Below are 19034 nucleotides of genomic sequence, written 5' to 3' on the forward strand. Positions count from 1 at the left end.
TCACAGGTGCCTCACGAGATCGGCGACGTCCAGCAGGGGGAGACCCCAGCGCAGCGCGGAGATCTCCAGGTCGGCGGCCTTGGCCATGGTGCCGTCGGGGTTCATGACCTCGCAGCACACCCCGACGGGCGGCAGCCCGGCCGCGACGCACAGGGCGACGGTGGCCTCGGTGTGGCCCGCGCGCTCGGCGAGGCCGCCGGGCCGGGCGGCGAGGGGGAAGACGTGCCCGGGCCGCAGGAAGTCGTCCGGCCGGGCGTCCGGGTGCGCCAGCCGGCGTACGGTCGCCGCGCGTTCGGCGGCCGACACCCCGGTGCCGGTTCCGGCCACCAGGTCGACCGGGACGTGCGGGCGGGTGCCGTGCCGGTCGCCTGGACCGGGGATGGGATCGATCTCCAACCGGTCGAGGATCTCCGGCGCGCACGGCACGGTCGAATGCCCGCACACCTGGGTGAGCAGGAAGGTGAACGCCTCCGGGCGCAGCCGCGCCCCCGCGAACACCACATCACCCTCGCCCTCGCGATCCGGGTCCCAGACGAGCACCGCTCCTCCGGACGCCAGCTGCGCCACCGCCTTCTGAACCCCGCCCGCTCCGGTGAGGCGTCCCGCCCAGGGCAGCGCCGCGACCACCTGGCTCACCGCCCGTACCGGGTCGTACGGCCGGCATCGGGTCAGTCGGGTGACCAGGTCCGGTTCCAGGTTCACCCGGTCACCGGCCGACAGGTCCGAGAGCGTGGTCGCCCGTAGGGTCAACGGGATCAGCACCACCGAGAACCGGTCGCGGGCGACCTCGGCGATGGTCAGGCTGACGCCGTCGACCGCGACCTGGCCCTTGGCGACGATCAGCGAGAGGAAGCGCTCCGGCGGCTTGATCCACAACCGCCGCATGGGGCCCTCGTCGTCGACCCTGACGACCTTTCCCACGGCGTCCACGTCGCCCTGTACCAGATGGCCGCCGAGCGGATCGCCCAGTGCGAGAGGGGCCTCGACGTTGACCGGTGTGTCCGGCCGGACCTGATCGAGGGTCGACCGGCGCCGCGTCTCGGCCGAAAGCGCCGCTTCCAGCAGGTTCGTTTCGGGCCCTGCCGGTACCACGGTGAGACCCACACCGTTCACGCTGATCGAGCCGGGCGTGCCCGCGGCGACCTTCGGCGCCCTGACCACGATGCGAGCCTCGTCGACGGCCACGACCGTACCGATCTCGTCGATGTGCCCTGTGAACATCCGACACCACCTCTCGACGGCGGGAGGACGATCCTCACCGCATGGAGAACCAGGGACCCGAGCGAACGGGTCCGAGAGGTGGCGGGGTATCACCGCGTGGCCTCGGAATCACACCGAGTCGTCCCACCGTGATCAGTGGAACCGGCGGGCTGTCACCGCCGCACCTTGGAATCGCACCGATCCACGTATAACACGCGATGATCTTCGCGCTCAAGTGGCGCCGGGACAGGGCGCCGCCTCCGCGCATCACGGGACGGGTTCGGCCTGCCGGAGGGTGCCGAACATCGTTGGCGTGGTCCAGCCGCGCAGCGTGGCGAGGATCGTCGACCGGAAGGTGGTCTCGGCCGTGGCGGTGTCGAGCGCCCCGGCCAGTTCGAGGGTCACGAGCCCGTGGAGGGTCACCCAGAGCGAGAGGGCGATGGAGGTCGCGTCGCCGGCGAGCACGGGGACCGACAGGGCGCGATCGATCGCCTCGATGAGCGGCCGGACGGGGTCGCCGGCACCGACCGTGCCCGACGGGTCGAAGGACTGCACGCCACCGAACAGCACCGTGTACAGGTGGCTGTGCTCGCGCCCCCATCGCCGGTACGCGACGGCGACCTCGTAGAGGTCGGTGAGGGGGTCGTCGGAGGTCGGCACCGCCGACAGGTCCCGGAACAGCCCGGCGACCGCCCTGTTGCGCACTTCGCCGATCAGCCCGTCCTTGCCGCCGAACAGCGAGTACAGGGCCGCGGTCGAGGCTCCGGCGGCAGCGGCCAGGGCGCGGACGGTGATCGACTCCCGTGGCCGGGTGGCGAACATCTCGGTCGCGGCCTCGACAAGACGGTCCTTCACGGTGTCGTCGTTCGTTCTCGGCCTACCCACGACGCCAGCCTAGCCCGTGCTGATAACGTTGTTTTGAAACAGCGTTTGGAAACTCGTCGCAGGGAATCGTGATGACGCACGCCTTGATCCGTCTTGTCCGCTTCACCGGGCGTCTGGGCCTGGCCCTGGCTGCCGTCGTGGGGCTGCTCGGCCTGTTCCTCGCACTGATCGTCCTGACGGACGGGGCAGGTTCGGGGCTCGCCGCGTGGCTGACCACTCTCGGCGTCGGGGCCGTCGCCGCACTGTGGCGGGGCCGCCGCCGTACCTGGCCGGCCCGCCTCATACCGTTCCTGCCGGTGGTCGTCGCCGCGGCGCTCACCGCGTCGGTGTGCATCCCGACCGTGCCCACGCAGCGGCGATACCCGCCCGCCCTGCCGTTCGTGGCGACGCAGCACTGGGACCTGGCCACCGGAAGCCGGGTCGCGGTGTACCACTATCCGCCCGCACCCGGCGGTGTCCGGCGATCGAGGCCCCTGGTGTACCTCAACGGCGGACCCGTCCGTGGCATCGCGGTGCGCGACCACCGGTTCCTGCAGCTCCTGGCCCGGCAGGGCTACGACGTCTACACCTACGAGCAGGCCGGCGGCGGACGCAGCGACCTGTTCCCCATCGAGCAGTACACGATCTCCAGGCCGGTGCGCGACCTCGGCGCCTTCATCGACCATCTGGGCAAGGGCCGGGCCGACGTCCTCGGCTTCTCCTCAGGCGGGGTCGTGCTCACCCGGGCCCTGGCGGACCCGCACATCGCCGCCCGCGTCCACCGGGCGATCATCGCCGAGCCCGGCCCGATGGACGGCCCCACCACGCGGATCATCGGATCGAAGGGACGACCGTCCGCGCGCGGCCTCGCACCCGCCATGACCGGGCCACGGTCCACGCACGTCCCCCGGTACGCCGTCGCGTTCGGCCTCATGCGACTCGGGCTCCTCACCCCCGGCACCGGCCTGATCGGGCAGGCCGAAGGCGACAACGCCTTCACGGCCGCCGACCTCGGCAGCGACACCGCGTCCGCCTACTGCGCGCGGGACGCGCACCGCATCCCCGTCGAGGACACGGCGCAGAACTTCTCCTTCAGCGCCGCCGCGAGCCTGCAGGTCGATCAGACGGTCAAGGACTCACCCTCCATCGCGGGAGAGCTGAGGCGCTCCCGTGTCCCCGCGATGCTGATGATCGCCGAGTGCTCCGCTCAGGTCCGTCAGTGGGAGACCACCGTCCTCGCCAATGACCCCGCCATCGAGCGCACCCAGTACATGCCCGGCGTCGGACACCACATGTGGAACGGTCTCGGCGGCAACGACCAACGAGCCTCCGCCGTCATCACCGCGTTCCTCCAGAACAGGCCGGCGCCCCTGCCGAACTACCCGACCCGCACCGACATTCCGTCATTCCTTCACGACCACAAGTGAACGATCCTCACCGCCGTACCTCCGGGGCCCGGCTGAAGAGGCGCCCGGCGAGGTCGACGCCCACGATCGTGCCGTTGTCGTCGCGGGTGAAGTAGCCGCGCTGCCCCTTCAGCCCGCCCTCGGTGACGATGTACTCGTCGCCGTCGCCGGGCAGGAAGCCGATGGTGGCGGCGGGGTAGTCCTCCGGCATGTCGACCTCGGAGGCGGCGCGGATCTCCGGTTTGATGCCGACCGCGAGGGTGAGTGCGATGCCGTCGGTGGCGATGTCGAGGTTCATGGCGTCGATCTCATAGCGTCCGGCGACCTGCCGCGCCCGCGTCTCGTCGTACGGGACGGGTTCGGGGTCGTGCTCGACCGCGCCGAGGTAGTGCTCCAGCGCCCAGCGGACGATGGCCTGGTTGAACTGGTGGCCGTCGGGGCCGAGGTTGGACAGCGAGACGACGGCGAAGTCGTGGTCGGGGGCGATGAGCAGCTCGGCGAACTGGCCGTTGCCCGACCCGCCGTGCCCGATCGTGGCGACATCGCCCACCTGGCGCAGGAACCAGCAGATGCCGAAGCCGTCGCCGAGCGTGCTGGCCCGCAGTTCGACGGTCTGCTCCCGCATGGCGTGCAGTGTCTCGGAGGGCAGTACGCCGTCGCCGGTGCCGAGGTGGAAGCGGGCCCAGCGCAGCAGGTCGCTCACCGAGGACACACCGCCCCCGCCGGGGTTGTTGCCGCGCTGGCCCGCCGGGTAGGCCTTCCACGGGCGCGCGGGATGCGGCGTGCCGTCCTCGTCGCGGTTGTATCCCACCGCGAACCGCCGGACGACCACGTCGTCCAGGTCGAAGACGGTGTCGGTCAGGCCGACCGGCTCCAGGACCAGCGACGCCACGGCCTTCTCGTAGGACAGGCCGGTGACCTTCTCGATGACGCGTCCGGCCAGGTTGTAGCCGGCCTGGCTGTAGGAGGCCCGCGCGCCGGGCGGCGCGATGATCGACAGTTCGGCCATCTTGGCGACGAAGGCGGCCAGGGAGCCGTCCCCGGTCTCGGGGTCGATGAGGTTCCAGTCCAGCCCCGCGGTGTGGTTGAGCAGGTTGGCCACGGTGATCTCGGCGGCGTTGCGCTCGTCGGCCAGCCGCAGTTCGGGCACGTACCGGCGCACCGGCGCGTCCAGGTCCACCTTGCCCTCGGCGGCCAGGCGCATCAGCGCGGTCGCGGTGAAGGTCTTGGTCACCGATGCGATGGGGAACAGCGTGTGCTCATCGATCGGCAGCGGGTGGTCCAGGTTCGTCACGCCGTGCGCGACATGGATCTCCCGGCCGCCGGCCAGCACGCCGACGGCGGCTCCCAGGACACCGAACTCCTCGGCCGTCGCCTCGACGAAACCGGCCAGCTGCTCCTGCGTCATCGTGTCCACCCCTCCAGTGACTTGAACTAAGTACGAGTTGACTCTAGGGCGGATCTCGAACAAAGTGCAAGTACTTCACTGAACTTAGTTAAAGTAGGCTGACGGCCATGCCGCGAGACACGTTGACCGCAGACCAGATCGTCCGGGCCGCCATCGAGTTGCTGGACGACGAGGGACTGGACGGCCTCAACATGCGCAGCCTGGGCAAACGGCTCGGCTCGGCACCCACCGCGATCTACTGGCACATCAAGACCAAGGACGAACTGGTCCGGCTCGCCGGCGACGCGATCTGGAACGAGGTCGAGTTGCCCGATCTCGACGGCACGGACTGGCGCACGGCCGTCACGGCCACGGCCACCGGCATGCACGCCATGCTCACCCGGCACCCGTGGCTGGGACAGGCGTTCGGCAGTCACCTGCTCTACGGGCCCGCCAAGAGCCGCTACGACGACCACACCCTCGCCATCCACGAGAAGGCGGGATTCGTCGGCACGGACGCGGATCAGGCGGCCGCCTCGGTGTTCGTCTTCGTACTCGGCAGTGCCCTCGGGCCCGCCGCGGAGCTCTCGCTGACCCGGCGGTTGAGCAGGAACGGCGGAGACGCCGAGCGACTGCTGGCCGACACCATGGCCCAGGCCACCGAGATCGCCAGGCGGTTCCCGCGGCTGCGCGAGCGCCTCGACACCGCCGCCGCGGCCGGCTACGCGGCGGCGCCGGACAACAGCTTCGAGTTCGGCCTCCAGGCCATCCTCGACGGTCTCGAAGCACGCCTCGTCGCCGGCGCGAACAACCGTCGCGAGTGATCCTCGCCCGGCCTGCACCCCCGACCACCCGGACCGCCGTGCCTGGCGGTCGCGAACCACACGTCGCATTCCGGCCAGCGTCCCCGGCGGACTCCGGGCAGGGTCGTTCCGTACATCGCGAACGAGGACGGGGAAGATGCACAAGGTCGCCGCGTTGAAGGTGCTCTACTTCGGGACCCCGGTGGTCCTGATCGGCTCACGGAACGAGGACGGTTCGGCGAATCTCGCGCCGATGTCGTCCGCCTGGTGGCTGGGCGACTGTTGCATGCTGGGCCTTGGCAACAGCGGCCAGACGACCGCGAACCTCAAGCGCGAACGCGAGTGCGTGCTCAACCTCGCGTCATCGGCGATGGTCGACGCCGTCGACCGGCTCGCGCTGCTGACCGGGAAGCCCGAGGTCCCGGAGTTCAAGCTGGAGCAGGGCTACCGGTTCGAGCGGGACAAGTTCGGGACGGCCGGGCTGACCGAGCAGCCCGCCGATCTGGTGGGCGCGCCGCGCGTCGCGGAGTGCCCGATCCAGCTGGAGTGCGTCGTCGAGGCGGTCCACCCCTTCGAGGGGCCGGATCTGAACGCGACGGCGTTCCAGGTCAGAGTCGTCCGCGCCCACATCGAGGAAGAACTGATCATCCCGGGGACGCACTACGTCGACCCGCTGCGGTGGGACCCGCTGATCATGAAGTTCTGTGAGTTCTTCGGCGGCGGCGAGAACATCCACCCGTCGAGGCTCGCCGACGGCTGGAACATGCCGCACCGGATGAACGGCGCCGATCAGACCCCTTCCCTGACGCCCGGCCGATAAGTCTCCAGCCACGCCGACAGCGACAGCGGCTCGCCGTACCGGCCCCAGATTTCGCCGGAGTCGACGACCTGGGGCTCGGTGTCGAGCGTCGCGCCCATCAGCATCTGCCGGGCGAGGACCGGGTTGAACGGCCGGACCAGCGGGCTCATGGTCTTGAGCATCCTGACCGGCATCGTGTTCTCGCCCTTGATCTCCACTCCCAGCGAGACGGCGATGCGCCTGTTGACCGTCCTCAGCGTCAGAGCCTCGGGGCCGCCGAGGTCGGCCGACCAGCCCTGGCCCGGGCTCACGGCCAGCTCCGCCGCGACCCGGGCGACGTCCACACCGGCCACCCACGACACCGGGTTCTCTCCCGAGCCGAAGATCGTGGCCTTGCCCTTGCCGGTCAGCGACTCGGCGAGCATCTCCGCCCAGGTGTCCATGAGGTGGGTGGGCCGCAGGATCGAATACGGCAGGCCGCTGTCGCGCAGTGCCCGCTCCGCTGCGAACTTGAGCCGGAAGAAGGCGACCGGGCTGTCGGGGCGCGCGCTGGCGGTGGAGAAGTAGACGAAGTTCTCGATCGCGGTGTCCTGCGCGACCTCGATCAGGGCGGGGACGCCCGTGCCCTCGATGCCCTTGGGGCCGTTCTTACCCTTGCCTCCGCCGCCCTGGGCGGTGCAGACGATCGCCCTGGCCCCGGTGACGGCCCGCACCAGCGAGGGCCGGTCGAGCAGATCACCCGCGACGACTTCGACGCCCCTCGGGGGCTTGGCGGAGGACGGATCGCGAGTGACGACCCGCACCGCGTTCCCATCGCTGTGCAGTCGCTCCACGATCTGGCGGCCGAGCCTGCCGGTACCACCGAAAACGACGATCACGATCGCTCCTAACATTGTTCATAGATCTAACAGTGCTAGATATTAGACCGGCGATAGGATGCGGATGTCAACGAAAGGGGGCGATATGACGACGAAGGCTCAGCCCGAGCCGAGCATCAGCAGGAAGCGGCGAGAACGGGAGCGTCAGGAGATGCGCGCGAGCCTCCTGGAGGCGGCCAGGGGCATCGCGGCCGAGGAGGGCTGGAACGCGGTCACGATCCGCCGCATCGCCGGCAGGCTCGAATACAGCGCGCCGATTCTCTATCAGCACTTCGCCGGCAAGGAGCAGCTGCTCATCGAGCTGATGGCAGTCGGCTTCGCCGAGCTCGCCGACCGGTTGAGCGAGGCGGCGAAGGCATCCCCGGAGGACCGGCTGACCGCGATCGCCGGGACCTACTGGGCCTTCGCCTTCGCCTCGCCCGAGCTCTACCAGGCGATGAACGGCCTGGACGGTGTGCCCTTCGGCACGGCCGAGACCCCGGCCGAGGCCAAGACCGCCTTCCGGACGTTCCGCGTCGCCCTGCAGAGCATCGCGGAGGCGAGGGGCGCCGAGCTGGCCGACCCGGCCGGGGCGACCGACACGCTCTGGGCGTTCCTGCACGGATGCGTGTCGCTGGCGATGGCGAGCAGGATCGCCGGCGGAACCGACCGCGCCCGGACCCTCATGCTGAACGCGCTGGAGCCGCTGTTCGCCGCTCAGCTACGGCGTTCAGCGTGAGGGACCGGCGACGGGTCCGTCAGCGCTTCGGGTCGAGGGTGACGATGTAGAGGGCCTTGCCGTCCAGGTCGCGGAGCCGTACAGTCAGCGCCTCCGCGCCGCCGTCGATGGCGACCTCGCCGAAGAACGGCGGCACGTGCGTTTGACGGCACCCGTCCGCCGCCTGCACACTTGACTCCATGCCAGCGCGCCAGATCCCGACCGCATCCGTGGCCTCTCGCCACGCGGTCGCCGCGCTGTGTCCTTCGTGTTGTTGTCGCTGACCTCGTTCAGACCGACCACCAGGCCTGCGGCTCCGCCGCGCTACGAAGGACTTCCCGTTGAACCTGTCCGTCATACCTGACTTGACCATGCAGGGCGAGACCGGCCCGTACGCCGCCCGCCCCACCGTGACCATCGGCCGGCTGGCCGGGCTCGTCCGCGAGCTCGCCGCACGCCCCGGCGACTGGTGGAACCTCGCGCGCTTCGACGGCACGCCGGTGCGGCTCCCCGGGGAGCAGGAGATCTGGCTGTACGCTTGGGCGCCTGGGCATCGCGCCGCTCCCACCGCCGATGTGCTCACCGTGCTCGCGGGCGAGCTGTCCGAACGCACGATCACGGACCAGGGGGGCGTCGAGCGCGCGCTGCGGGCCAACCGGGTCCGCGTGTACGGCGGCGGCCACCCGCGTGAGCTGGTGAATCTTGGTCCGGGGTACGCGCTCAGCCTCCACGCGACCGTCAGATGAGCGTTGGGTGAACACCCCGCGGGGCCGGCTGCGACCCCTATATTCCGGCCTTAACGTCGTATTCCATGTCCCGCGTCTTTTCCTGGGTGATGCTGGGGGCGAGCATCGTCGCGATGGGCGCGGCAATGATGCTCGGCACCTCCGCGGCCGTGCCCGACTTCGGACCGACCTGGCCGTTCCTGACCTTCGGGGGTTCTCCGTCCTGGGCGACGGTCGCGACCCTGACGTGGATCGCGGCGGGCTGCGCGGGAGCGGGAGTGCTGTCCGGGCTGTACGCCCTGCGCAAGGGCCCGTGGGTGAGCCCACGCCGCCTGCTCCTGGCCGGAGCGGTCGTCGCGTGCGTGTACGCGCTGCTCCCGCCGACCGGCTCCGTCGACATGATGAACTACGCCATCTACGGGCGCATCGCCGACCTGGGCCGGGACCCGTACGTCACGACGCCGCTGCGCCTCGCCCACACGGGTGACCCGGTCGGCCTGCTGCTGCCCAGCGGCTGGCAGCGGGTCCCCACCGTGTACGGGCCCGTCATGACGTTCATCCAGTGGCTCGCCGCGCACCTCGGCGGCAACTCGATGGCGCGGATCATCTTCGTGCTCAAGTGGGCCAACGCGGCCGCGTTCATCGGCACCGGGCTGATCCTCGACCGGATGACCGGCCCCGACCCGGTGCGCCGGCTCCGCGCCTGCCTGCTGTGGACGGCCAACCCGCTGATCCTCTTCTGGATGGTGGGCAGCGGGCACGCGGACGCCTTCGCGGTGTTCTTCCTCGTGGCCGCGCTGTACGCGGCGCGGCGCTCGGCCTTCGCGGGCGGGCTGCTCGGCGGGGCCTCGGTCGCGGTCAAGGCGTCGTTCCTCTTCCCCGCGGCCGGGCTGGTGATCGCCGCCTGGCTGTCCCCGGCGCGGTACCGGCGCGCGGCGGCCACCGTGGTCGGCTTCCTCCTGGTCGGCGTCGGCGGCTACGCGCTGGCCGGGCCGGCGGCACTGAACTCGCTCAACGCCCGGCTCGGCCGCAAGAAGGACCGGTACCTGCCGGTGCCGGAGTTCATCCTGAACCACCACGGCATGTACATGGTGTGGATGGCCGTGCTCGCGCTCGCGCTGACGGCCTTCCTGTGGTGGCGGTCGGGCCTGCCCTTCGCGCTGTGGCGGCGGCCGTCCGCCGAGGTGCAAGGGCTGCCGCTCGACGTGCTGCCCGTGGCCGTGCTGGCGTTCGGCACCACCCTCGTGTCGCCGCTGCAGTACCCCTGGTACGACGCCATGCTGCTGCCGATGCTGGCGCTGCTGCCGTACCGGCGGCTGGACTGGACCGTCATCGTCCGCGGCGTCATGCTCGGGGTGTTCACCCTCCCCGGTGTCCGCGTGAACGGCTACCAGCACCTCGGCGTGCGCTGGGCCAACCTCCTCTGGCTGGCGGTGTTCGTCCTCGTCGTGTGGCGGACGAGCCGCCGCGCCCCCGCCGCCGAACCCCCCGCCGAGCCGCCGACGCTCGTGCCCCCGGCACCTCCGTCGGCGTCGTCGTCCTCGACCGCTCCGGCGGCCTGACGCCATCAGGCGACGCCGTCAGGCCGGCCCGTCGCTCTTCTTGCCGTATTGGGCGTCGAACCACCGGGTGTACCGAGGGTCCGTGGGCTCGCGCCGCCGCGACCGGAACATGACGCGGAACAGGAAGAGCACACCGAGGGCGCCGACGAGGCCCGGCGCGACCCAGACGGGAGCCTTCCCGGTGAGATAGGCGCACGCGACGGCGAGGAACAGGACCGCCGCCAGCAGCGACGACGGGTCGAACCTATGCCGGAACACGGCTGACCTCCATGTCCCCGACCGTGCTGCGGAGGCGCAGCTCGATGATCGGCGCCGCGCCGTTCTGCGACACGTCCGGTTCGAGGACGCGGACGACCCGGGCGCGGGGGCCGCCGGTGATCTGGCGGTCCACGGTGATGTCGCCGAGGAACGCCTGGGCGTTCAGCTCGACGCGCGCCGTGGCGGGCAGCTTGACCGTGAGCACCCCGACCGTCACCGTGGCGGTGACGCGGATGCGCTGTCCGGGAGCGAGCGGTACCGAGGTCAGGTCGACGGCGCCCTCGCCGACGAGAACCTTGTGCGACCGCTCGGCCTGCGACACGTCGGCGGGCCGCCACGCGGAGGCGTGCGTCCTTCGCGCGACGGACGGATCGCCGGCGATCGAGATCGATGCGAGGGCGAGAGACATGATGGCTCCAACGAAGATCAGCTTGCGGTCCCGGCCGAACCAGGAGCCGATGAAGAGACCGGCGGCGATCACGACGAGTGCGCCGGCGATGATGGTCTGGAGGCCGTCCAGGTCGGGCCGCCGATCGCCGGCGGCGTAGAGCACGCTCGCCACCAGCACCGCGGTCACCAATGTGAACGCCGTCAGGTACGACCGGCGCCGGCGTGGAAGGACCGGCGAAGGCGTCGGCGGCGAGGGGGGATGTGGTGCCGTTTCGAGCGGCTCCGTGCCGGCCAGACGAGCGAGATCGATCATACCGTTGGGCATCCGGTAAGGCGGAGCGGCGGGTCGGGCCGGGGGAGTCCAGGACGACAGGGGCCGGCCCTTGACGCGGTCGGGGAGACTGCGCGCGAGAGGCACGAGGTCGACGCCGCGGGAGCGCGCCGTGAACAGCGTGAGGGCGAACACCACGACCACCGCGAGCGCGTTGGGCGAGGTCCAGTCGCCCGCGATCCCGAGGACGGCGCCCGCGCCCAGCGCGGCGCCGAGCAGCGCGAGCGCGGTGTCGCCGTCGAACAGCCGGCGACCGAGCTGCTCGATCTTCGATGGGCCCCCGTCGGGCTGTCCCATGAGCAGGAACGCCCCGATGTACAGCACAACGCCGACCCCCGTGGCGAGGACGAGCAGCGCGAACCCGACGCGGAAGACCAGCGGGTCGATGCGCGTGTAACGCGCCAGGCCGGCACACACCCCCGTGATGAGCCGGCCCTCCTTCGAGCGGGTGAGCCGCCGCGGCGGCGCGCCGCTGTCCTCGGTCATGCACACATCGTCCCGAACGCCGTCACCGATCACCATCCGGGAGACCCCTGACACGTCCCTGAGGGACGGTCCGGGGAGAGCCCCGATGCGATCCGGCGCGGAACGTGTGACGATCGACCTGTGCCCGAAAACCCTGGTGAGGCCGACGACGGTCGCCCCCGTCTCGAACGACGCGCCGACGGCCGGGTCGTCGGCGGCGTCTGCCGTGGCCTGGCCGAACATCTGGGGCTCGACCTCGTCGTCGTGCGCGTGGCGTTCGCCGTGCTCGTCGCGGCCGGGGTGGGCGTCATCGCCTACGTCGCGCTGTGGCTGCTCGTCCCCCCGCGGGTCGAGTCCCAGCCGTCCCGCGACTGGACGCAGCTGCTCGCGTACGGCGTGCTCATCGGCGCGCTGTCGACGTTCACCATGACCTCGGCCACGCAGGCCTGGGCCCTGTGGCCGGTGGTGGCGGGCGGCATCGGCGTCGGCATCATCTGGCAGCAGGCCGACCCCGAACACCGGCGGCGCTGGGTCCGCAACACCCGCTCCCTGTGGATCCGCAGCGTCGTCGGCGCGGCCCTAGTGACCGCGGGGCTGGTGGCCTTCCTCGTCCAGAACCTCAAGCACGTCGGGCAGGTCCTGCTCGGCTCGGGCATCGTCCTCGCCGGCGTCGCCGTCATCGTGACGCCCTGGCTGCTGCGCATGTGGCGCGACCTGGACGTCGAGCGCCGGGAGCGGATCCGATCACAAGAGAGGGCCGAAGTGGCCGCGCACGTACATGACTCGGTGCTGCACACGCTCACGCTCATCCAGCGCAACGCGCACGACCCGAAAGAGGTCCAGCGGCTGGCGCGTGCCCAGGAGCGCGACCTGCGCGCCTGGCTGTACCAGCCGAAGGCCGACGCCGAGCAGGCGCTCGCCGCCGCCGTACGGAAGATCTCCGCGGAGGTGGAGGACCACCACGGCGTGCCGATCGAGGTCGTCTGCGTCGGCGACTGCCCGCTGGACGAGCGGCTCGGCGCGATGCTGCAGGCGACCCGCGAGGCCATGGTCAACGCCGCCAAGTACGCGGGGAACGAGACCGCGCCGCCGTCCGTCTCGGTCTACGCCGAAGTGGACGGGGACGATGTGATGATCTTCGTACGGGACCGGGGACGGGGTTTCGACCTCGACGCCGTGCCGGCGGACCGCATGGGCGTCCGGGAGTCCATCATCGGAAGGATGGAGCGCAACGGCGGCAAGGCGGAGATCCGTACGGCTCCGGGCGAGGGCACCGAAGTGAGACTGGAGTTGAAACGGACATGACGCGTGTGGTGCTGGTCGACGACCATCAGATGTTCCGCAGCGGCGTGAAGGCGGAGCTGGGCGACTCGGTGGAGATCGTCGGTGAGGCGGGCGACGTCGACGAGGCCATCGAGGTCATCGCGGCGACCCGGCCCGACGTCGTGCTGCTCGACGTCCACCTGCCCGGCGGCGGTGGCGTCGAGGTGCTGCGCCGGGTCCTCGGCGGGGCCCGCAACAGCGGCACGGCCGAGGCCGCGACGACGCGGTTCCTGGCGCTGTCGGTGTCGGACGCGGCCGAGGACGTCATCGGCGTGATCCGTGGCGGCGCTCGCGGCTACGTCACCAAGACGATCTCGGGGCCGGAGCTGACGAAGGCGATCGGCCGGGTGGCCGAGGGCGACGCGGTCTTCTCGCCCCGGCTCGCCGGGTTCGTGCTGGACGCCTTCGCCGCGACCGACGCCCCGCCCATCGACCCCGAGCTGGACCAGCTCACCCAGCGCGAACGCGAGGTGCTCCGGCTGATCGCCCGCGGCTACGCGTACAAGGAGATCGCCAAGGAGCTGTTCATCTCGGTCAAGACCGTCGAGACGCATGTGTCATCGGTCCTGCGCAAGCTCCAGCTGTCCAACCGCCACGAGCTGTCCCGCTGGGCCGCCGCCCGACGCCTCGTCTAGGGAATCACCTCGCGCAGCTCGCCGGACTTGACGTCGAAGACGAAGCCGCGGACGGAGTCCTTGTGCGGGATGAACGGGTCGGCCTTGATCCGCGCGATCGACTCGCGCACGTCCTCGTCCAGGTCGGTGAAGGCCTCGACCGCCCAGCCGGGCTCGAGGCCGGTGTCGGCCTTGAGCTGCGCACGGAACCCCTCGTCGGTGACGTTGAGCAGGCCGCACCCGGTGTGGTGGATCAGCATGATCTCTCTGGTGCCGAGCGACCGCTGACTGATCGCCACCGAGCGGATCACGTCGGGGGTGACGACGCCGCCGGCGTTCCGGACGATGTGCGCGTCGCCGATCTCCAGGCCGAGCAGGCTGAACAGATCGAGCCGGGCGTCCATGCACGCCACGACGGTCAGGTGCCGCTCCGGTGCCGCCGACAGCCCACCGGTCGCGAAGTGGTCGGGGTAGCGCCGGGCGTTCGCCAGGAGTGCGTCGGTGACGGACATGTGACGATTCCTCCGTTCGTCATCGCTCGCCACATTTAACCACGAAGCAGATTTCGTGAATTCGCCGCCCACTGTCCAGGCGCGACGCCACGCCGGCCGGTTCTGCGGCATGCTGGAGACGCAGGCCACCCGACATGGAAAGGCCATTGCTCTCTTGCTTCCGGACACCGGCGCCCTCGGGTGGTACTCCCCGCTTGTGGCCAAGGGCCTACTGAGGCTGAAGCCGACGACGACCAGCGACCTCGACCGCCTTCCGCGATACGCCGCACCGGCCGACGTGTCGCCCCTGGACCTGCTCCTGGCCGAACGAGAGGAAGGTGATCGTTGATCTAACGGTCTGCGGTCAGGCGGACCATCGGGACGTGGGGGATGCCGTCCTCGATGTACTCGGGGCCGTCGACGACGAAGCCGTATCGCGCGTAGAAGCCGCTCACCTGCGTCTGGGCGTCGAGCCGGGCCGTACGGTCGCCGATGACCTCCAGCGCGGCCTCCATCAGCCGTGCCCCCAGCCCCGCTCCGCGCGCGTGCGGCGCCGTCACGACCCGGCCGATCCGCGCGCCGTCCGGATCGTCCAGGACGCGCAGGTACGCCTCCGGAGCCCCAGAGTCCCCGGACAGCCAGACGTGCCGGCTGCCGGGCTCGGTGTCCCGCCCGTCCAGCTCCGGGTACGGGCACTCCTGTTCCACGACGAAGACGTCCACCCGGAGCTTCAGCAGCGCGTAGAGGGTGCCGGAATCCAGTTCCGTGAATGCTGCCACCTGCGGTTTCGTGTCACCCATGATTCGAGAGCTTAGGGCGTCCTCCGCGGTGCCCGCGGCGATCACCCCGGGCGGGCCAGGAGGGCCGGAGCCCCCGGATCGAGGGTTCCGGGGGCCCGGGGTCGTACGTGCGACGTGGACGTCAAACCTCGATCTCCTCCTCGATGCCCTTGAGGTGGTGGCGGGCCAGTGCCAGATTCGCCCTGGCCCGGTCGAGTGCCAGGTAGAGGAACAGGCCCTTGCCCTTGCGTCCGGTGACGGGACGGATGATGTGGTACTGACCGGAGAGGGTGATGAGGATGTCCTCGATCGCCTCCTTGATGCCGAGCTGTTCCATCGTGCGCATCTTGGCGCGTACGACCTCGGTATTGCCCGCCGCGGCGACCTGGAGGTCGAGCGTCTTCGAGCCGCCCAGGATGCCGAGCGCCATGCCGCTGTTGTAGTCGACGACGGCGGCGCCGAGCGCGCCATCGACCGCCATCATGCTCTTCAGGGCCAGATCCAGGTTGGACATGCGTGATCCTTTCGGGTTATGGGAGTGCGGGGCGCTGGGGGCCGGGCGCCGTGCCGACCAGGTGATCGGCGATGCGGCGGGCCACGGGCCGGGCATCGTCACCTTCGTCAATCTTTCGCGCAGACCGCCGAGCCGACGCTTCGTCATGTCAGCTCCTCGAGCCCGGCCCGGAGTCGGAGGAGCACGTCCAGTTCGACCGGCGCCCACCGGCCAGGTGCCGGCGCGCCCAGCGTGCCCGGCCCGTCCGGCTGGCCTGGTTTGCCTGGCTCACCTGGCTTGCCCGGCGCGCCTTCGCCGGCCCCTGACGGCGGCCGACGGCGCCGCCTGACCGGAAGCGCGGCGGGCTCGCGCCGGGGCGGCCGGACCAACTCGGCGGCAGTGAGGGCACGGACCGCTGTGAGGCATCCGAACGTCGTACGCCCCAGGTCGCGCGCCAGGTCGGCGGGCGTACGGAGGCCGTCCGCGCTGAGGAGGACCTCGAGCTGCGGCGCCGTCAGGACGATCCGCCGGCGGCGCACCGTGCGGACCGGGACGACCGGAGCCCGGTCCACCAGCCTCGGCGGCCACCCGCCATCGGGCTCCTCGCGCCGACGCGCGCACTCGCGCAGCAGCGCGGCGGGGGAGATCCGGCATTCCGGGGCGGGCCGGCGCGGCGGGCCTTCGGCGAAGGACGGGACCGCGTCCGAGTCGAGCAGGAAGTACACCGCGTCGAAGATCGCCAACAACGCGCGCGCCTCCCGGTGCCACTCCACGGGATCACTCGAGACGGGCGGAGGTACGTCACGGGGCTGGTCGGGCGCGGGCGACCGCTCCACAGGAATCGGTGGGGCCGTGCCGGGTGCGGGCGTCCAGCGGCTCTCGGCGAACGTGACGGCCCCGTCTGCGAAGTAGAGCACACCGTCGTCGCCGACCCGCAGCACGCCGGTTCGGCGGTTCTGCTCGGTCCGGCGTAATGCCGAGATCAATGTGTGCTCATCGGGCACCGGAGGCGGAAGGACCGTCTCGGCCGCAGCGTGCGTTGGTTCGTGAACTTTCCCGGCCGCGTCATCACCGCGCACGTTCGGGCCCCGCCATTTCCTGGACCATTCTCTGCAGGCGATGCCGGGCCAATGCCAGATTTCCCTGCGCGCGGTCGATCAGCAGGTGCAGGAAGAGTAATGCGTCGACGTCCGTGTCCACGGCGGCGAGCAGGTGATATCCGTTCGCACCGCAGACGATGACCTCCTGGATGTCATCGCCGCTGGAGGTGCTGCTCATCGCCGGGTCGGCCAGGATCGCGCGGACGACCTCGGTGGTGCCCGCGGCGTTCTCATGCCGGTCGACCACGTCCTCACGGCCGGCCGCCGCGACGCAGAGGCCGGTGGCGCAGTCGACGAGCGTGACACTCCGCGCGCCGGGAACGCCCATGAGCCGCGAAAGGCACCCGTCGATGCTCAGCACGCATTGCCCCCTGATCGGAACGAGACTTCCAGGAGGCTGAGACGCTACATCGCCCAGAGGCAACGTAGAGCGGAATAGTGCAAATTTCGTCCGTTAACCGAGAAAAACTGATTCGCGGCGCTTCGGGAGAAGAATACTTTTCGGTATTTGATATTCGGCCGTTTCGTGGTGGCGAGAGTCCGCCGCGGTTCCCGAGGTGCGAGCGCCCGTACGGGCGCGACGGTCACAGCAGAGCGGCCAGCAGACGTTCCTGGAAGGCCGTGGCGTCCACGCCGACGGCGACCTTGACGGCCGGGCGGTCGCCCTCGTCGGCGTACCGGCGGCGATCCCACAGCGTCGTGCCCCGGGTGCGCTCGCCGCGCAGCTCGACCCGTACGGGCCGTTCGGCGTACTCCGCGAGGGACGGGTCTACGGCGAGCATCGCGGCCAGCGCGTCGTGGATCACCGCTCCCCGGGCGCCGAGCGAGCGGGTGTAGGCGGTGGCGTAGAACTCCAGGACCTGGGCGGCGAAGCGCGCGACCTCGGAGTCGGCCTCGGCGAGCCGGTCCAGCCACCCACCGTCGACCGCCGTCGGGTGGGTCGCGTCGAGCGGTACCAGCGTGATCGGCCAGCCCGCGCCCAGGACCAGCTCGGCGGCCTCCGGATCGTGCCAGACGTTCGCCTCGGCGTGGCTGGTGATGTTGCCCTGGTGGTCGAACGCGCCGCCCATGACCACCACCTCGCGGAACAGCGTCGGCAGCGACGGCTCCAGCAGCAGGGCGATGGCGAGGTTGGTGAGCGGGCCGACGGCGAGGAGCGTCAGCTCGCCGGGGTTCTCCCGGCCGAGCCGGATGATCTGCTCCGGCGCGGAGATCTCGACCGGGCGGCCCGTCGGCTCGGGCAGTCCGGTCTCGCCCAGGCCGTCCGCGCCGTGCCAGTCGTGCGCGTACTCGACCTCTTGGGCCATGGGGCGGACGGCGCCCACGGCGACCGGCACACCCGCCAGGCCGGCGCGTTCGAGGACCCGGAGCGTGTTGAGCGCGCCGACGTCGGGGGCGACGTTGCCGTGCACGGTGCCGACGGCGACGAGCTCCGCCTCACCGGCCTTCACGAGCGTCGCCAGGTACAGCAGAGTGATCGCGTCGTCGATGCCGGTGTCGCAGTCCAGCAGGATCTTCGGTGCCACGTTGTGCGCTTCCTCAGGGTGAAACGACCGGTCCGGGCGTCCGTCGCCGGTCATGGGGATGTTGTCGAGGCGGTACGGGTCCCGCCGGGCCGGGTCACGGCCCGGCGGTTCCAGGGCGCGGCTCGCGGCTCTGGGACGCGACCCGCTGGTCTTGGGCGCGGCTCGCCGGGCCTGGGGCGTCATTCGGCCGGGCCCGGGGACTACACGGCCGGAACGATCTGGAACGGCTCGGCCAGGCGGCCCTCGGGGAGCCCGCCGTTAACGGCGTTCGCGCGCATCCAGGTGCGCAGCATCCCCTCCAGATCGTCGTGGTGGGACACCTGGCTCACGTGGGAGCGCAGCGCCGCGAGTTTGCGGTCGAAGACGTCCGTGATGTCGACGTACTCGTTGAGGGAGGGCCCGCCGATCACCCAGATCTCCCGGGCGGTCCAGGCTTCCAGCCCCTCGGCGCGCAGCTCCGGGAAGGCGTACGGGTTCCGGGCGTCGGGGTAGACGGCGTCGAACGCGGCCGATCCGACCGCCCGGTGGTCCGGATGGCCGGCGTAGATCCGTTCGTAGTTCCGCTCGGGACTGGGGATGATCACCCGGTCGGGGCGGACCTGCCGGATGACGCGCGCGATGTCGCGGCGCAGGTCGAGCGTCGCCTCCACGCGCCCGTCGGGGTACCCGAGGAAGCGCACGTCGGTGACGCCGACGCACTTGGCCGCCGCGGTCTGCTCGGCCCGGCGCAGCGGGCCCATCTCCTCGCGCGGCACGTCGTCGTCGAAGCCACCCGCGTCGCCGTCGGTGACCAGGAGGTAGGCGACCTCGATGCCCGCGTCGGTCCAGGTCGCGACCGTTCCGGCGCAGGAGAAGTCGATGTCGTCGGGGTGGGCCATCACCACGAGCGCGCGCTCAACGTCGTCGATCACGTTTCGCCATCTTACGGAGGTTCAGCCTTTAA

General features: G+C 70.9%; 23 protein-coding genes. 9 read left to right on the forward strand and 14 right to left on the reverse strand.

Going from position 1 to position 19034, the window contains the following annotated elements:
• Positions 1-1221, reverse strand: coding sequence for a riboflavin synthase (locus AB0I04_RS31220; protein ID WP_360892345.1), 1221 nt, complete (start codon positions 1219-1221; stop codon positions 1-3).
• A 246-nt stretch (positions 1222-1467) separates the two neighbouring features.
• On the reverse strand, positions 1468-2085 hold the full coding sequence (locus AB0I04_RS31225) for a TetR-like C-terminal domain-containing protein (protein ID WP_360892348.1): 618 nt from the start codon (positions 2083-2085) through the stop codon (positions 1468-1470).
• Positions 2086-2156: 71 nt separating this feature from the next.
• Between AB0I04_RS31225 and AB0I04_RS31230 the strand changes: the two genes are divergently transcribed.
• The gene (locus tag AB0I04_RS31230; RefSeq protein WP_360892351.1) at positions 2157-3491 is read left to right on the forward strand and encodes an alpha/beta fold hydrolase; all 1335 of its coding nucleotides are present in this window, start codon (positions 2157-2159) and stop codon (positions 3489-3491) included.
• Between the two features lie 7 nt (positions 3492-3498).
• On the opposite strand, the gene AB0I04_RS31235 is transcribed toward AB0I04_RS31230, so the two are convergent.
• Positions 3499-4878 (reverse strand): serine hydrolase domain-containing protein, encoded by a 1380-nt coding sequence (locus tag AB0I04_RS31235; protein WP_360892354.1) that lies wholly within the window; start codon positions 4876-4878, stop codon positions 3499-3501.
• Between the two features lie 107 nt (positions 4879-4985).
• On the opposite strand from AB0I04_RS31235, the gene AB0I04_RS31240 reads away from it, so the two are divergent.
• Positions 4986-5681 carry a TetR/AcrR family transcriptional regulator C-terminal domain-containing protein gene (locus AB0I04_RS31240; protein ID WP_360892357.1) on the forward strand — a complete coding sequence of 232 codons (696 nt, stop codon included), beginning with the start codon at positions 4986-4988 and terminating at the stop codon, positions 5679-5681.
• Positions 5682-5817: 136 nt separating this feature from the next.
• The gene (locus AB0I04_RS31245) at positions 5818-6480 is read left to right on the forward strand and encodes a flavin reductase family protein (RefSeq protein ID WP_360892360.1); all 663 of its coding nucleotides are present in this window, start codon (positions 5818-5820) and stop codon (positions 6478-6480) included.
• On the opposite strand, the gene AB0I04_RS31250 is transcribed toward AB0I04_RS31245, so the two are convergent.
• Positions 6450-7337, reverse strand: coding sequence for an NAD(P)H-binding protein (locus tag AB0I04_RS31250; RefSeq protein ID WP_360892363.1), 888 nt, complete (start codon positions 7335-7337; stop codon positions 6450-6452). The genes AB0I04_RS31245 and AB0I04_RS31250 overlap by 31 nt on opposite strands.
• 85 nt (positions 7338-7422) lie before the next feature.
• Between AB0I04_RS31250 and AB0I04_RS31255 the strand changes: the two genes are divergently transcribed.
• Complete coding sequence (locus AB0I04_RS31255) at positions 7423-8055, forward strand: TetR/AcrR family transcriptional regulator (RefSeq protein ID WP_360892366.1); 633 nt, start codon at positions 7423-7425, stop codon at positions 8053-8055.
• Between the two features lie 19 nt (positions 8056-8074).
• Here the strand turns inward: AB0I04_RS31255 and AB0I04_RS31260 are convergent, their stop codons facing one another.
• On the reverse strand, positions 8075-8224 hold the full coding sequence (locus AB0I04_RS31260) for a hypothetical protein (protein ID WP_360892369.1): 150 nt from the start codon (positions 8222-8224) through the stop codon (positions 8075-8077).
• Positions 8225-8375: 151 nt separating this feature from the next.
• On the opposite strand from AB0I04_RS31260, the gene AB0I04_RS31265 reads away from it, so the two are divergent.
• Positions 8376-8780, forward strand: coding sequence for a cysteine dioxygenase (locus tag AB0I04_RS31265; protein WP_360892372.1), 405 nt, complete (start codon positions 8376-8378; stop codon positions 8778-8780).
• Between the two features lie 65 nt (positions 8781-8845).
• Positions 8846-10321, forward strand: a complete 1476-nt coding sequence (locus tag AB0I04_RS31270; RefSeq protein WP_360892375.1) for a hypothetical protein — start codon at positions 8846-8848, stop codon at positions 10319-10321.
• A gap of 18 nt (positions 10322-10339) precedes the next feature.
• Here AB0I04_RS31270 and AB0I04_RS31275 read toward each other — a convergent pair whose 3' ends face one another.
• Together AB0I04_RS31275 and AB0I04_RS31280 are read right to left on the reverse strand one after the other, a co-directional pair.
• Entirely contained in the window at positions 10340-10579 is a 240-nt protein-coding gene (locus AB0I04_RS31275) for a hypothetical protein (RefSeq protein ID WP_360892377.1), read from the reverse strand.
• Positions 10566-11786, reverse strand: coding sequence for a PspC domain-containing protein (locus tag AB0I04_RS31280; RefSeq protein ID WP_360892380.1), 1221 nt, complete (start codon positions 11784-11786; stop codon positions 10566-10568). Before AB0I04_RS31280 ends, AB0I04_RS31275 begins: the two co-directional genes overlap by 14 nt.
• 120 nt (positions 11787-11906) lie before the next feature.
• On the opposite strand from AB0I04_RS31280, the gene AB0I04_RS31285 reads away from it, so the two are divergent.
• Both AB0I04_RS31285 and AB0I04_RS31290 read left to right on the forward strand, forming a co-directional pair.
• Positions 11907-13070 carry a PspC domain-containing protein gene (locus AB0I04_RS31285; protein WP_360892383.1) on the forward strand — a complete coding sequence of 388 codons (1164 nt, stop codon included), beginning with the start codon at positions 11907-11909 and terminating at the stop codon, positions 13068-13070.
• Positions 13067-13723 (forward strand): response regulator transcription factor, encoded by a 657-nt coding sequence (locus AB0I04_RS31290; RefSeq protein WP_360892386.1) that lies wholly within the window; start codon positions 13067-13069, stop codon positions 13721-13723. The genes AB0I04_RS31285 and AB0I04_RS31290 overlap by 4 nt, the downstream gene beginning before the upstream one ends.
• Here AB0I04_RS31290 and AB0I04_RS31295 read toward each other — a convergent pair.
• Complete coding sequence (locus AB0I04_RS31295; protein WP_360892389.1) at positions 13720-14214, reverse strand: carbonic anhydrase; 495 nt, start codon at positions 14212-14214, stop codon at positions 13720-13722. The genes AB0I04_RS31290 and AB0I04_RS31295 overlap by 4 nt on opposite strands.
• 55 nt (positions 14215-14269) lie before the next feature.
• On the opposite strand from AB0I04_RS31295, the gene AB0I04_RS31300 reads away from it, so the two are divergent.
• Complete coding sequence (locus tag AB0I04_RS31300; RefSeq protein ID WP_360892392.1) at positions 14270-14542, forward strand: hypothetical protein; 273 nt, start codon at positions 14270-14272, stop codon at positions 14540-14542.
• Position 14543: 1 nt separating this feature from the next.
• On the opposite strand, the gene AB0I04_RS31305 is transcribed toward AB0I04_RS31300, so the two are convergent.
• The 6 genes from AB0I04_RS31305 to AB0I04_RS31330 form a co-directional block, all read right to left on the reverse strand.
• Positions 14544-14993, reverse strand: a complete 450-nt coding sequence (locus AB0I04_RS31305) for a GNAT family N-acetyltransferase (protein WP_360892395.1) — start codon at positions 14991-14993, stop codon at positions 14544-14546.
• Positions 14994-15114: 121 nt separating this feature from the next.
• Positions 15115-15486, reverse strand: a complete 372-nt coding sequence (locus AB0I04_RS31310) for a hypothetical protein (RefSeq protein WP_360892397.1) — start codon at positions 15484-15486, stop codon at positions 15115-15117.
• A gap of 143 nt (positions 15487-15629) precedes the next feature.
• The gene (locus AB0I04_RS31315) at positions 15630-16451 is read right to left on the reverse strand and encodes a hypothetical protein (protein WP_360892400.1); all 822 of its coding nucleotides are present in this window, start codon (positions 16449-16451) and stop codon (positions 15630-15632) included.
• 82 nt (positions 16452-16533) lie between these two features.
• Entirely contained in the window at positions 16534-16926 is a 393-nt protein-coding gene (locus tag AB0I04_RS31320; protein ID WP_360892403.1) for a hypothetical protein, read from the reverse strand.
• Positions 16927-17149: 223 nt separating this feature from the next.
• Positions 17150-18091: a nucleoside hydrolase gene (locus AB0I04_RS31325; protein ID WP_360892406.1), complete on the reverse strand. Its 942-nt coding sequence runs from the start codon at positions 18089-18091 to the stop codon at positions 17150-17152.
• A gap of 200 nt (positions 18092-18291) precedes the next feature.
• The gene (locus AB0I04_RS31330; protein WP_360892409.1) at positions 18292-19002 is read right to left on the reverse strand and encodes a PIG-L deacetylase family protein; all 711 of its coding nucleotides are present in this window, start codon (positions 19000-19002) and stop codon (positions 18292-18294) included.
• Between the last annotated feature and the right edge of the window lie 32 nt (positions 19003-19034).

Source organism: Actinoallomurus sp. NPDC050550, from assembly GCF_040655075.1.
Taxonomy (GTDB): Bacteria; Actinomycetota; Actinomycetes; order Streptosporangiales; family Streptosporangiaceae; genus Actinoallomurus.